Source organism: Pseudomonas sp. B34(2017) (genome assembly GCF_002112915.1).
In the GTDB taxonomy this organism is placed as follows: domain Bacteria; phylum Pseudomonadota; class Gammaproteobacteria; order Pseudomonadales; family Pseudomonadaceae; genus Aquipseudomonas; species Aquipseudomonas pharyngis.
This window is the reverse complement of sequence record NZ_NEJA01000007.1, coordinates 86,449-98,833: the sequence shown is the minus strand read 5'-3', so window position 1 is coordinate 98,833 and position 12,385 is coordinate 86,449. Positions and strand designations below refer to the sequence as shown.

Annotated in this window: 12 protein-coding genes; 3 read left to right on the top strand and 9 right to left on the bottom strand. The window is 60.1% G+C overall.

Translation table 11 applies throughout. From position 1 onward, the window contains the following. Nucleotides 1-2: 2 nt before the first annotated feature. The 4 genes from CAF80_RS22110 to colR all read right to left on the bottom strand — a co-directional run bounded on the left by CAF80_RS22110 (nucleotide 3) and on the right by colR (nucleotide 3,498). Nucleotides 3-716: a lipopolysaccharide kinase InaA family protein gene (locus CAF80_RS22110; RefSeq protein WP_039765881.1), complete on the bottom strand. Its 714-nt coding sequence runs from the start codon at nucleotides 714-716 to the stop codon at nucleotides 3-5. A 4-nt stretch (nucleotides 717-720) separates the two neighbouring features. Then, complete coding sequence (locus tag CAF80_RS22105) at nucleotides 721-1,389, bottom strand: class I SAM-dependent methyltransferase (RefSeq protein WP_039765880.1); 669 nt, start codon at nucleotides 1,387-1,389, stop codon at nucleotides 721-723. 161 nt (nucleotides 1,390-1,550) lie between these two features. Beyond that, nucleotides 1,551-2,825, bottom strand: a complete 1,275-nt coding sequence (locus tag CAF80_RS22100; protein WP_074688451.1) for a HAMP domain-containing sensor histidine kinase — start codon at nucleotides 2,823-2,825, stop codon at nucleotides 1,551-1,553. Then, the gene (gene colR, locus CAF80_RS22095) at nucleotides 2,815-3,498 is read right to left on the bottom strand and encodes a two-component system response regulator ColR (protein WP_007953224.1); all 684 of its coding nucleotides are present in this window, start codon (nucleotides 3,496-3,498) and stop codon (nucleotides 2,815-2,817) included. Before colR ends, CAF80_RS22100 begins: the two co-directional genes overlap by 11 nt. Before the next feature lie 218 nt (nucleotides 3,499-3,716). Between colR and CAF80_RS22090 the strand changes: the two genes are divergently transcribed. Further along, nucleotides 3,717-4,460: a phosphatase PAP2 family protein gene (locus tag CAF80_RS22090; protein WP_074688453.1), complete on the top strand. Its 744-nt coding sequence runs from the start codon at nucleotides 3,717-3,719 to the stop codon at nucleotides 4,458-4,460. Between the two features lie 75 nt (nucleotides 4,461-4,535). Here the strand turns inward: CAF80_RS22090 and groL are convergent, their stop codons facing one another. The 4 genes from groL to CAF80_RS22070 form a co-directional block, all read right to left on the bottom strand. Further along, nucleotides 4,536-6,182 carry a chaperonin GroEL gene (groL, locus tag CAF80_RS22085; RefSeq protein WP_039765873.1) on the bottom strand — a complete coding sequence of 549 codons (1,647 nt, stop codon included), beginning with the start codon at nucleotides 6,180-6,182 and terminating at the stop codon, nucleotides 4,536-4,538. Between the two features lie 49 nt (nucleotides 6,183-6,231). After that, nucleotides 6,232-6,525, bottom strand: a complete 294-nt coding sequence (locus tag CAF80_RS22080; protein ID WP_003227685.1) for a co-chaperone GroES — start codon at nucleotides 6,523-6,525, stop codon at nucleotides 6,232-6,234. A 257-nt stretch (nucleotides 6,526-6,782) separates the two neighbouring features. Then, a complete protein-coding gene (locus CAF80_RS22075; RefSeq protein ID WP_085667936.1) occupies nucleotides 6,783-7,259 on the bottom strand; it encodes an FxsA family protein in 477 nt (158 codons plus the stop codon). A gap of 65 nt (nucleotides 7,260-7,324) precedes the next feature. Further along, nucleotides 7,325-8,056, bottom strand: coding sequence for a HugZ family protein (locus tag CAF80_RS22070; protein WP_074688455.1), 732 nt, complete (start codon nucleotides 8,054-8,056; stop codon nucleotides 7,325-7,327). Between the two features lie 160 nt (nucleotides 8,057-8,216). Here CAF80_RS22070 and CAF80_RS22065 point away from each other — a divergent pair, with 160 nt between their 5' ends. Beyond that, entirely contained in the window at nucleotides 8,217-8,975 is a 759-nt protein-coding gene (locus CAF80_RS22065; RefSeq protein ID WP_011335726.1) for an SDR family oxidoreductase, read from the top strand. A gap of 67 nt (nucleotides 8,976-9,042) precedes the next feature. On the opposite strand, the gene apbC is transcribed toward CAF80_RS22065, so the two are convergent. Continuing rightward, the gene (apbC, locus tag CAF80_RS22060; RefSeq protein WP_064383825.1) at nucleotides 9,043-10,137 is read right to left on the bottom strand and encodes an iron-sulfur cluster carrier protein ApbC; all 1,095 of its coding nucleotides are present in this window, start codon (nucleotides 10,135-10,137) and stop codon (nucleotides 9,043-9,045) included. 155 nt (nucleotides 10,138-10,292) lie between these two features. On the opposite strand from apbC, the gene metG reads away from it, so the two are divergent. Further along, on the top strand, nucleotides 10,293-12,344 hold the full coding sequence (gene metG / locus CAF80_RS22055) for a methionine--tRNA ligase (protein ID WP_039765864.1): 2,052 nt from the start codon (nucleotides 10,293-10,295) through the stop codon (nucleotides 12,342-12,344). Nucleotides 12,345-12,385 lie beyond the last annotated feature (41 nt).

The following is a 12,385-nucleotide window of genomic DNA, read 5'->3' as shown; positions in this document are numbered from 1 at the left end:
CGCTATAAACCTTTGATAGCGCTGCCAAACGCCGTCTCATAAAAGTAGACGAGTTTTTTCCAGTCGGTAGCGCTGAACGACGAGTGGCGGCGCAGTTGCTTCATGTCATGGGCGGCCGCGCGATGAGCGGTCAGACGCTGACGGCATTTTTCCAGATCGATCAGGGCGACTTCGACCTTCGCCGATTCACCTTCGCCCGTCACCCGCACAAACACGTGTTTGATGTAGATGCAGCTGTGCTGCCAACGGCCCTTGTGCATGCGTGCCAGATTTTCGGCGAGGTCCTTGAGCACGCGCTCATAGACTGCTTCGCCATATTGCTCGCGACCGCCACCGGCTTCCCAATGTTCAAGCTCCTGAAAGCCATCGAGGGACTTGGTCACCAACAGCGCACGCCATTTGAATTTCGGATCGGGCTGGGCACCGCAGAACACGATTTCGGGCACCCGGACCCCGAGACGGGAAACCCCGGTCAATGCATCCAGCTCGCGCAACACGGTCGGCCGCCCGAACGGGTGCAGCCAACTGCGATAAATATGTCCGGTCTGGCGTTTGGCATACAGCAGCTGGCCATCGCGCCCCACGACCCGTTGCACACCACTTTCGCCACCACGGCGGACATTGGGTTCCTCGACCCACTCGCCACGCTGGTTCCAGTAGTAGTCGAAGCGATCCTCGGGAGCGACTTCCCCTTCTGCTGCAAATTGCACTGCCATCCTCTTACCTCTTGCGTAATACGTAAACTCGCCACATGGCATAGAGCGGAATAAAGTCCAGTTGTTCCTGGATCCGAAATCCTGCTTCTTCGAATTCCTTTTCAACTGTTGCTGCCGGTAACACAAACCGGTTCTGGTAACCCTCCTGCCCACGCTTGCGCTCGGCACGCTTGCGTTTCCAGGCCTTGAAATTGCCGTCCACCCACAGCGAAATGATCACGCTGTCCCGGGTGACACGCTCGAACTCGCGCAGAATCGCCCGGCGGTGCTCGGCTTCGCCAATGTGATGCAGCAGTCGCATGCAAAAAATGCTGTCGACGGCGTTATCAGGCAAGGCAATGTCGAACGCAGACGTGTGCAAGGGTTGTACCCGTTTCACCACATCCGCCGGTTGTGCCTGCATGGCGGTCTTGATCATCGACTCGGAGTTGTCCGCCCCGATGATCACCCGGTTGGGCTTTTCCGCTAGCAGCGGCCAGAAACGTCCAGCACCGCAGGGCAGGTCCAGTACCAGGCCCGGCTCGCCAACAAGGGTCAATGCCTTGCGGGCCAACTGCTGATCTCGCCAATTGGACAAACGACGCCCCAAACCGTCCTGATGTTTACGCAGGTACTTCTGCGCATGCTTGTCGTCGTACTTTTCGGAAAAATCGAGCTTGATCGGGCCGGCCATCACCAGAACTCCTGAATTACTGATGACGCCACCTTAAGCAGCGGCGTGTCAGCGTCAGGTCATCCCTTTGTGAAAAAAACGTCATGTAAATCGGCAAACTATTTCAAGGTTATACAGGATTTAGACAGATTGGAGGCACTCTCGCGTCAGATGCAACGCTCTTAGCGCTTGCCCAGATCCACCTCGAAACGGCAGCCATTGGGTTCCATCGTGCTCAAAGTGACACTCCAGCCCTGGTTCTCGCAAATGCGTTGAACCAGTGAGAGGCCCAAACCAAGGCCCTCGCCGCGCTTTTCGTTGCCGCGCACGAAAGGCTGGAACATGGCTTCGCGCTTTTCCTCGGGAATGCCCACGCCCGAATCCTCGACCACGAATCCGTTGGCATTGAGGGTCAAGCGAATGAATCCGTGTTCGGTGTAGTGCAAGGCGTTACGCAACAAGTTGCCCATCACGGCATTGAGCAACGTCGCGTTATAACGGGTGTCGGGCGGATTTCCCGGCTCGAAAATCAGCTGCAAACCCTTGGATTCGATGGGTTCGCGCCACAGGCACAGCAAGCTGTCGGCCACCTGCGACAGGTTTTGCTGAGGGGCTGCGCCTGCATCTTCACGCTGGGCCCGTGCCAGCATCAGGAAGGTCTGCACCAGTTCACGCATTTCCTCACTGGCCCGCGCAATGCGCTGAACCTGAGCCTTGCCGCGCTGATCGATACCCGGGTTTTCCAGCAGCAGTTCACAGGAGCTGGCCAACACCATCAGTGGTGTACGCAATTCGTGGCTGACGTCGCTGGTGAACAGTCGCTCCCGCGTCAGCGCCTGTCGCAAGCGTCCAAGGGTCGCATCGAACGCCACCGCAAGCTCGCCCACCTCGTCCGCCGCGTAGTCCGGCGCCAGCGGAGGCGCCAGTCCGAGCAACTGATCGCGATGACGTACCTGGCGGGCCAGCCGCACCACCGGGGCCATCACCTTGCGGGCGAGCACCCAGCCGAGGAACACCGCCAGTGCCAGACTGAGCACGAAGCCCACCAGCACCACGGCGAACAGCACTCGCTCACGCTCTTCAAAATCGCTTTGATCCTGCAGCAGCACATAACGCCGACCATCAACGATCTCGACCATTGCGTGATACGACAGCTGCTCGCGAAAGACTTCATGGAAACCTGAATCCAGGTGTCGCAGGTCCTTGGGCAGCTCGAAATCGCCCGGCCCGCCACTGAAATAAAACAACTGATCCGGTTCTGGTCGATGGCTCCAGTCCGAGACGTTGTCCATCAACAGCAGGCGTTGCAGGTCGCCCCCCAGCCCGGCGGAAATCAGTTTTTCCTCGACCAGGTGCACGGTCGCGACGATGCCCATGGCGAACGCCCCGGCTACCAGCGCGCTCATCAGCGCAAAGGCGATGATGATCCGCTGGGCAAGGCTTTGCTTAAACTCCATCGCGGCCCTCGGCCAAGCGATAGCCCACGCCATGCACTGTGTGCAGCAATGGCTTGGCGAACGGTTTGTCGATCACCTGACGCAATTGGTGGACATGGCTGCGCAGGCTGTCGCTGTCCGGGCAGTCATCGCCCCACAGCGCTTCTTCGAGAATTTCCCGACGCAGGACATGCGGGCTCTTCTGCATCAGCACCGCCAGCAATTTGAGGCCGACCGGGTTGAGCTTGAGCAACTTGCCTTCGCGGGTCACTTCGAGGGTATCGAGGTCGTAGCTCAGATCACCGACCTGCAGGGCACGACGGCCGCCGCCCTGGGTGCGGCGCATCACGGCTTCGACCCGGGCCGCCAGTTCCGACAGCGCAAACGGCTTGACCAGATAATCGTCGGCCCCGGACTTGAAGCCCTGCAAGCGGTCATCTAGCTGGTCGCGGGCGGTGAGCATGATCACCGGCGTATCACGACGGGCGTCTTCGCGCAGGCGCTTGCACAGGGTGTAGCCGTCGATGCCCGGCAGCATGATGTCGAGCACGATCAGGTCGTAATGCTCGGTGGCGGCCAGATGCAGGCCCGACAGACCGTCCTGGGCGCAGTCGACGGTGTAGCCTTTGAGCCCCAGGTAATCGGCCAGATTGGCCAGGATATCGCGGTTGTCTTCGACCAATAGAATTCGCATGGGCACCTCCTCCGTACACGGTAGCGGCCGTCTTGGCCCGCGCAGCTTACGGCCAAGTGTGGCTCACGGCTAGGCGCTGGGCAGGTTGATTTGACTTAATTGCACGGATCGCCGGACTTGACGAGTTTTTCACGAGCGGCCGACAAATCGCCGACAGAACCGGGCGCAGACTCACGCGGTTGTGCTTCTTTGAAGACCTTACCGATGAAGGAATTGCCATGGTTTCAATCTCTGCCCGCCCTGCTTCAAGGCCTTTGAATTTATGGCTTTGCCTGGGTATTCCCGCCGTTGCGGCGGTCATTCTGGTGTTGCTGGAGCTGACCGATCTGGACATGGATCTGGCCCGGCTGTTTTACGATCCGGTCGCGGGCGACTTCATCGGCCGGCACAGTTATTTTCTCGAAGACATCCTCCACGACCGCGCTAAACAAGTGGTGATCGCCTTTTCGGTGTTTGCCATCCTCGGGTTCATCGGCGCGTTTTTCATCGAGCGGCTCAAACCGTTCAAGCGTGAGCTGGGCTGCCTGGTGTTGTCGCTGGGTCTGGCCACCTCTTTCGTCACGCCGGTGAAAGCGGTGACAGCGGTGCAATGCCCTTGGAGTCTCGAACAATTCGGCGGCCACGAAACCTACAGCAAACTGCTGGAGCATCGCCCGCCGACCGACAAGCCCGGTCGTTGCTGGCCCGGCGGTCATGCGGCCACCGGTTTTACGTTGTTTGCGCTGTTCTTCGTGCTGCGTGATCGTCGCCCACGGTTGGCACGCCAGGCATTCATCTTTGCCTTCGCACTGGGTTCGGTGTTTTCGATCAGCCGGATGATGCAGGGCGCGCACTTCTTTTCCCACAACGTGTGGACGGCGATCTTCTGCTGGCTGATCTGTCTGGGGTCGTATTACTGGATTCTGTATCGACCGGCAGTAAAGGCTGAAACAGCAACACAGGCCCGGCCGGTCAACGCCTGAATCCTGGAACGCGGGCAATAAAAAACCCCGTCTGCTCACGCAGACGGGGTTTTTCGTTACAGGGGTAAGGCTGGCTTACATCATGCCGCCCATGCCACCCATGCCGCCCATGTCTGGCATACCGCCGCCAGCTGCACCTTCTTTCTTCGGTGCGTCAGCAACAGCTGCTTCGGTGGTCAGGATCAGACCGCCGATGGAGGCTGCAGCTTGCAGAGCCGAACGGGTGACCTTGGTTGGGTCCAGGATGCCCATTTCGATCATGTCGCCGTATTCGCCGGAAGCAGCGTTGTAACCGAAGTTACCTTTGCCGTTCTTGACTTCGTTGACGACTACGCTTGGCTCGTCACCGGAGTTGGCAGCGATCTGACGCAGCGGCGCTTCAACAGCGCGACGCAGCACAGCGATACCGACGTTCTGGTCAGCGTTGTCGCCGGTCAGTTCGGTCAGGGCTTCCAGAGCGCGGATCAGCGCAACGCCACCGCCAGGTACCACGCCTTCTTCAACGGCTGCACGGGTTGCGTGCAGGGCGTCTTCAACGCGGGCTTTCTTCTCTTTCATTTCGACTTCGGAACCAGCACCAACCTTGATCACTGCAACGCCGCCGGACAGCTTGGCCAGACGCTCTTGCAGTTTTTCACGGTCGTAGTCCGAGGAAGTCTCGGCAACCTGGGCACGGATCTGAGCGATGCGGGCTTCGATGTCGCCTTGAACGCCAGCACCGTCAACGATGATGGTGTTTTCCTTGGACAGGGTGACGCGCTTGGCGTTGCCCAGGTGTTCCAGGGTGGTGCTTTCCAGGCTCAGGCCGATCTCTTCGGAGATCACGGTACCGCCGGTCAGAACGGCGATGTCCTGCAGCATGGCCTTGCGACGGTCGCCGAAGCCTGGAGCCTTGACGGCTGCGACTTTAACGATGCCACGCATGTTGTTCACAACCAGAGTCGCCAGGGCTTCGCCTTCAACGTCTTCGGCCACGATCAGCAGCGGACGGCCGGCTTTGGCAACGGCTTCCAGCACTGGCAGCATTTCGCGGATGTTCGAGATCTTCTTGTCGACCAGCAGGATCAGCGGGCCGTCGAGCTCGGCGACCATGGTGTCCGGCTTGTTGACGAAGTACGGGGACAGGTAGCCACGGTCGAACTGCATGCCTTCTACAACCGACAGTTCGTTTTCCAGGCCCGAGCCTTCCTCAACGGTGATCACGCCTTCTTTACCGACTTTCTCCATGGCTTCGGCAATGATGTCGCCGATGGAGTTGTCGGAGTTGGCGGAGATGGTGCCGACCTGAGCGATGGCCTTGGTGTCAGCGCATGGCTTGGACAGGGCTTTCAGTTCTTTGACGATCGCGATGGTCGCTTTGTCGATACCGCGCTTCAGGTCCATCGGGTTCATGCCGGCAGCGACGGCTTTCAGGCCTTCGTTGACGATCGACTGAGCCAGAACGGTAGCGGTGGTAGTACCGTCACCGGCGTCATCGTTGGCACGGGAGGCAACGTCTTTGACCAGCTGCGCGCCCATGTTTTCGAAGCGATCTTCGAGTTCGATTTCCTTGGCGACGGAAACGCCGTCCTTGGTGATGGTCGGAGCGCCGAAGCTCTTCTCGAGGATCACGTTACGGCCTTTCGGGCCCAGGGTCGCTTTTACCGCGTCAGCCAGAACGTTGACGCCTTTGAGCATCTTGGAGCGAGCGGCATCGCCGAACTTAACTTCTTTAGCAGCCATGATCGATATTCCTTAAATACTTTGTAGTAGCGGGAAAATGAGCGGGGTATCAGCCTTCCAGTACAGCGAGAATCTCGTTCTCAGCCATTACCAGCAGGTCTTCGCCGTCGACTTTCACAGTGTTGCTGCCGGAGTAAGGACCGAACACAACCTTGTCGCCGACTTTAACGGCCAGCGCACGCACTTCACCGTTTTCCAGAGTCTTGCCTGGACCTGCAGCGACGATCACACCGTGGTTGGCCTTTTCAGCAGCCGAACCTGGCAGGACGATACCGCCAGCGGTTTTCTTTTCTTCTTCGCTGCGACGGATGACGACGCGGTCATGCAGAGGACGAAGCTTCATTGTCGATCTCTCCTAATTGTGGTTTTCATCGGCCGGTGTAGTCCCGGCGGGTTTAACGAATCCGGCCTGCGCCGGTTGCGGCTCGTCGAGCGAGCCGCGAAAGTCTGTCCGACTCATATGCCGGAACCTTGCGGTGACCGATACATAAGGGCGCATAAGCTTATTACAAGGGCTGGAGACAAAAAATTTTCATGCGGCTGCATGAATTCGTGCCATAAACGAACACGGCACCCGAAGGTGCCGTGTCGATGCGGAATTTACTTGCTGTCGCGGTGTTCGAACTCGCCTTCGATCACATCGCCTTCGCGGCCAAGAGGCTGGCGCGGTGCAGGACCGCCGCGAGGTTGCAGGTCATCGGCGAACGCTCGCTGGCGCATCGCCTGCTCTTCAGCGCGCTGGCGCATCTTGTTGGCGACCAGCCGACGACTGAACGGCAACAGCAGTACCAGACCGATTACGTCGCTGATGAAGCCAGGCAGGATCAACAGACCACCGGCCAGGGCCAGCATCAGGCCTTCGAGCATGGTCTGCGCAGGCAGTTCGCCGCGGCTCAGGCTTTCACGGGCACGCAGTGCGGTGGCCAACCCGGCGATGCGCAGCACGAACACGCCGAACATCGAGCCGAGAATGATCAGCAGCAGGGCCGGGAAAAACCCGATAGCCCCTGCCACTTTGACGAATACGAACAGCTCCAACACCGGGAACAGCAGAAAGAGCAACAAAAAAGGGCGCATCAAAGTTTCCTCAACGCAAGAAATGCCTTGCAGTAAGCCTTAGATGACGTCGCCCTTTCGTGAATTCAAGCGTCGGCCAGCGCATTTTTTGGCCAGACCTCGGCGTGAGCCAGAGAAACCAAGGCCTCGCGCACTTGTATCGGCGTATGACAGGGCGCTTGAAACGGCAGCCAGTACAGCGCCTGACCGATCCGCAGGTGCATGCCTTCGGTGTCGATCCCGGCCAGTTGCGCCGGTACGGTTTTCGGCAGACCGGCGAGGTCCACGTAATGCGCGATGGCCTTGGCGTGGTCGCTGTTCATGTGCTCGACCATGCTGATTTCGGCCTTGCCGGCGAACGGGTTGGCCAGGGTCAGTTGGTCGACCCAATGGATCGCGCCAAAACCGCCGATGTAGCGATGACGCACCGGTTTGAGCACCCAGAAATCGAAATCGTGGGCCTTGTGGTAATTCTGCGAATCGGGAAAGTAGCGGTAGTAACGCTCGGCGGCGGCTTCGATGGCGGCAGCGTCTTCGAGTTTTTCCGCCTCGGCCAGATAGGTCAGGCGACCAACGGCTTGCACATCGTCAGCCTCGCGCTCGCCCACCAGCAGCGAACATTTCGGATCTTTCTGCAGATTGTGAGTGTGCTGGGCGATGCGGCTGATCAGGATCAGCGGCCGGCCCTGGTCGTCCAGGCAGTAGGGAACCACAGAGCCGAACGGAAAACCGGGCATCGATCTGGAGTGGGTCGACAGCACGCCACGGTATTCCTTGAGAAGCAATTCTCGGGCATTCTTAGCCGCTTCAACGCTCAATTTATGACTCCTTAAATAGAATCCGTCGACAAAACGGACAGGCGCATGGGTTTTGTCCCACTCGCCATCGGGCAGTTCTCATGTGCAACAGGCTGCTGGCCGGTGCAGATCGAGAGGCTACCTGTAAGGACCACTCTGACCTGCTCTCGGGGGCATGCGAATGCAACTCAACGACAAAGTAATCATTATCACTGGCGGTTGCCAAGGCTTGGGCCGCTCGATGGCCGAGTATTTCGCGGGCAAGGGCGCGAAGCTGGCGCTGGTCGACCTGAACCAGGAAAAACTCGACGACGCGGTCGCGGCCTGCAAGGCCAAGGGTGTCGAGGCGCGCAGCTACCTGTGCAACGTCGCCAACGAAGAGCAGGTGACGCACATGGTTGCCCAGGTCGCCGAAGACTTCGGCGCGATCCACGGCCTGATCAACAACGCCGGGATCCTGCGCGACGGCCTGCTGCTCAAGGTCAAGGACGGCGAGATGACCAAGATGAGCCTGGCCCAGTGGCAGGCGGTGATCGACGTCAACCTGACCGGCGTGTTCCTCTGCACCCGTGAAGTGGCGGCGAAAATGGTCGAGCTGAAGAACAGCGGCGCGATCATCAACATCTCGTCGATCTCCCGCGCGGGCAACGTCGGCCAGACCAACTACTCCGCCGCCAAGGCCGGCGTCGCTGCGGCGACCGTGACCTGGGCCAAGGAACTGGCGCGCTACGGCATTCGCGTGGCGGGCATCGCACCGGGCTTCATCGAAACCGAGATGACCCTGGGCATGAAGCCAGAAGCGCTGGAAAAAATGACCTCGGGCATTCCGCTCAAGCGCATGGGCAAACCGGAAGAGATCGCCCATTCGGCGGCGTACATCTTCGAGAACGACTACTACACCGGCCGGATTCTGGAGATGGACGGCGGGTTGCGTATCTGACCCCTGCCACGCAATGAAAACGCCCCGGTGCACAGGCACCGGGGCGTTTTTGTTTAAACCGCAGGCATCAATCGTCGCTGATGGTGATGTTCGGCATTGCCGGCGACGCTGCTTCCTGCAACACGATCCGCGCGCCGACGTGGCGGGCCAGTTCCTGATAGACCATGGCGATCTGGCTGTCCGGCTCGGAAATCACCGTCGGCTTGCCGCCATCGGCCTGTTCGCGGATCAGCATCGACAGCGGCAACGAAGCCAGCAGCTCGACGCCGAACTGGGTCGCCAGCTTCTCTCCACCGCCCTCACCGAACAGATGCTCGGCATGACCGCAGTTCGAGCAGATATGCACGGCCATGTTTTCCACCACGCCCAGCACCGGAATGTTGACCTTGCGGAACATCTCTACGCCCTTGCGTGCGTCGAGCAGCGCCAGATCCTGCGGTGTGGTGACGATCACGGCGCCAGCCACCGGCACTTTCTGCGCCAGGGTCAACTGGATGTCGCCGGTGCCTGGCGGCATGTCGATCACCAGATAATCCAGGTCGCCCCAGGCGGTTTGCGTGACCAGTTGCAGCAGCGCGCCCGACACCATCGGCCCGCGCCAGACCATCGGCGTGTTGTCGTCGGTCAGGAACGCCATCGACATCACTTCCACGCCGTGGGCCTGCAGCGGCACGAACCATTTCTGATCCTTGACCTGCGGGCGGGTGCCCTCGGGAATGCCGAACATGATGCCCTGGCTCGGGCCGTAGATATCGGCGTCGAGAATCCCGACCTTCGCGCCCTCACGGGCCAGCGCCAGTGCCAGGTTGGCGGCGGTGGTGGATTTGCCCACCCCGCCCTTGCCCGATGCCACGGCGACCACGTTCTTGACATTGGCCAGCCCCGGAATCTGCGCCTGGGCCTTGTGCGCGGCGATCACGCTGTTGACCTCGACCTTGGCAGTCACCACGCCGTCGAGGTTTTCGATGGCCAGTTGCAGCAATTGCGCCCAGCCGCTCTTGAACAGACCGGCGGCATAACCGATTTCCAGCTGTACGCTGACGCGATCGCCGGTGATTTCGATGTTGCGCACGCAACCGGCGCTGACCGGATCCTGGTTCAGGTAAGGGTCGGTGTATTGGCTGAGGACGGCTTCCACCGCTGCGCGAGTGACGGCACTCATGGGCAACTCCGATAACAAGACTGGGAAAAGATGGCGGGTATCCTACCCCTTCTGTCCTCCGGACGGCATGCCCGGCAACGATTTGCAGAGGTGAAATATCTTTCCCGGCGCTTTATAGTGGCCGACCTCCGTTTCATCAAGTAGCGAAGCCCCACATGTCCGAACCACGCAAGATTCTCGTCACCAGCGCCCTGCCCTACGCCAACGGTTCGATCCACCTTGGCCACATGCTGGAATACATCCAGACCGATATGTGGGTGCGCTTCCAGAAGCATCGCGGCAATCAGTGCATTTATGTCTGCGCCGACGACGCCCACGGTTCGGCGATCATGCTGCGCGCGGAAAAGGAAGGCATCACCCCGGAACAACTGATCGCCAACGTCCAGGCTGAACACAGCGCCGACTTTGCCGAGTTCCTGGTGGACTTCGACAATTTCCACTCCACTCACGCCGAAGAAAACCGTGAGCTGTCGAGCCAGATCTACCTGAAACTGCGTGACGCCGGGCACATCGCCCAACGTTCGATCACCCAGTATTTCGACCCGGAAAAGAAAATGTTCCTGGCCGACCGCTTCATCAAGGGCACCTGCCCGAAATGCGGCACCGAAGACCAGTACGGCGACAACTGCGAAAAATGCGGTGCAACCTACGCGCCGACCGACCTGAAGGATCCGAAGTCGGCCATCTCCGGCGCCACCCCGGTGCTCAAGGATTCCCAGCACTTCTTCTTCAAGCTGCCGGACTTCCAGGAAATGCTCCAGGCCTGGACCCGCAGCGGCACCCTGCAGGACGCCGTGGCCAACAAGATCGCCGAATGGCTGGACGCTGGCCTGCAACAGTGGGACATCTCCCGCGATGCGCCGTACTTCGGTTTCGAGATCCCGGGCGAGCCGGGCAAGTACTTCTACGTGTGGCTGGACGCGCCGATCGGCTACATGGCCAGCTTCAAGAACCTGTGCAACCGCACGCCGGAGCTGGACTTCGACGCGTTCTGGGGCAAGGACTCCACCGCCGAGCTGTACCACTTCATCGGCAAGGACATCGTCAACTTCCACGCCCTGTTCTGGCCGGCGATGCTCGAAGGTGCGGGTTTGCGCAAGCCGACCGGGATCAACGTGCACGGCTACCTGACCGTCAACGGTCAGAAGATGTCCAAGTCCCGCGGCACCTTCATCAAGGCCCGTACCTACCTGGATCACCTGTCGCCGGAATACCTGCGCTATTACTACGCGGCTAAACTGGGCCGTGGCGTGGACGACCTCGACCTGAACCTCGAAGACTTCGTGCAGAAGGTCAACTCCGACCTGGTCGGTAAAGTCGTCAACATCGCCAGCCGTTGCGCCGGTTTCATCCAGAAGGGCAACGCCGGTCTGCTGGTGGACACCAACGCCGCACCGGAACTGACCGAAGCCTTCCTGGCTGCCGCGCCGAGCATCGCCGACGCCTATGAGGCCCGCGACTTCGCCCGTGCCATGCGCGAAACCATGGCTTTGGCCGACCGCGCCAACGCCTGGATCGCCGACAAGGCACCATGGTCGCTGAACAAGCAGGAAGGCAAGCAGGATGAAGTCCAGGCGGTCTGCGCCACGGCGATCAACCTGTTCCGCCAGCTGGTGATCTTCCTCAAACCGGTGCTGCCAGTGCTGGCCGCCGATGCCGAGGCGTTCCTCAACGTCGCCCCGCTGACCTGGAACGACCATACCACCCTGCTGGCCAACCACCAGTTGAACGAATTCAAGCCGTTGATGACCCGCATCGACCCGGTAAAAGTGCAAGCCATGACCGACGCCTCGAAAGAAGACCTGACCGCCAGCCAGACCGACACCGGCGCCGCCGCGCCTGCCGGCAATGGCGAACTGGCCAAGGATCCGCTGTCGCCGGAAATCGACTTCGACACCTTCGCCGCCGTCGACCTGCGCGTCGCGCTGATCGTCAAGGCCGAACACGTTGAAGGGGCAGACAAGCTGCTGCGCCTGACATTGGATATCGGTGACGAGCAACGCAACGTGTTCTCGGGGATCAAGAGTGCTTACCCGGATCCGTCGAAGCTCGACGGCCGCCTGACCATGATGATCGCCAACCTCAAGCCACGGAAAATGAAGTTCGGCATCTCCGAAGGCATGGTGATGGCGGCCGGCCCTGGCGGTGAAGAAATTTACCTGCTGAGCCCGGACAGCGGCGCCAAACCGGGTCAGCGCATCAAGTAAGATTCTGCCCTGACAAATCCCACAGGCGTGCTCCGTGCGCC

Excerpts from the sequence above, each read along its gene's own strand:
- apbC (WP_064383825.1), bottom strand. The coding sequence starts at position 10,137 with ATGAGTGCCGTCACTCGCGCAGCGGTGGAAGCCGTCCTCAGCCAATAC.
- CAF80_RS22110 (WP_039765881.1), bottom strand. The coding sequence starts at position 716 with ATGGCAGTGCAATTTGCAGCAGAAGGGGAAGTCGCTCCCGAGGATCGC.
- metG (WP_039765864.1), top strand. The coding sequence starts at position 10,293 with ATGTCCGAACCACGCAAGATTCTCGTCACCAGCGCCCTGCCCTACGCC.
- CAF80_RS22100 (WP_074688451.1), bottom strand. The coding sequence starts at position 2,825 with ATGGAGTTTAAGCAAAGCCTTGCCCAGCGGATCATCATCGCCTTTGCG.
- groL (WP_039765873.1), bottom strand. The coding sequence starts at position 6,182 with ATGGCTGCTAAAGAAGTTAAGTTCGGCGATGCCGCTCGCTCCAAGATG.
- CAF80_RS22065 (WP_011335726.1), top strand. The coding sequence starts at position 8,217 with ATGCAACTCAACGACAAAGTAATCATTATCACTGGCGGTTGCCAAGGC.
- CAF80_RS22080 (WP_003227685.1), bottom strand. The coding sequence starts at position 6,525 with ATGAAGCTTCGTCCTCTGCATGACCGCGTCGTCATCCGTCGCAGCGAA.
- colR (WP_007953224.1), bottom strand. The coding sequence starts at position 3,498 with ATGCGAATTCTATTGGTCGAAGACAACCGCGATATCCTGGCCAATCTG.
- CAF80_RS22090 (WP_074688453.1), top strand. The coding sequence starts at position 3,717 with ATGGTTTCAATCTCTGCCCGCCCTGCTTCAAGGCCTTTGAATTTATGG.
- CAF80_RS22075 (WP_085667936.1), bottom strand. The coding sequence starts at position 7,259 with ATGCGCCCTTTTTTGTTGCTCTTTCTGCTGTTCCCGGTGTTGGAGCTG.
- CAF80_RS22105 (WP_039765880.1), bottom strand. The coding sequence starts at position 1,389 with ATGGCCGGCCCGATCAAGCTCGATTTTTCCGAAAAGTACGACGACAAG.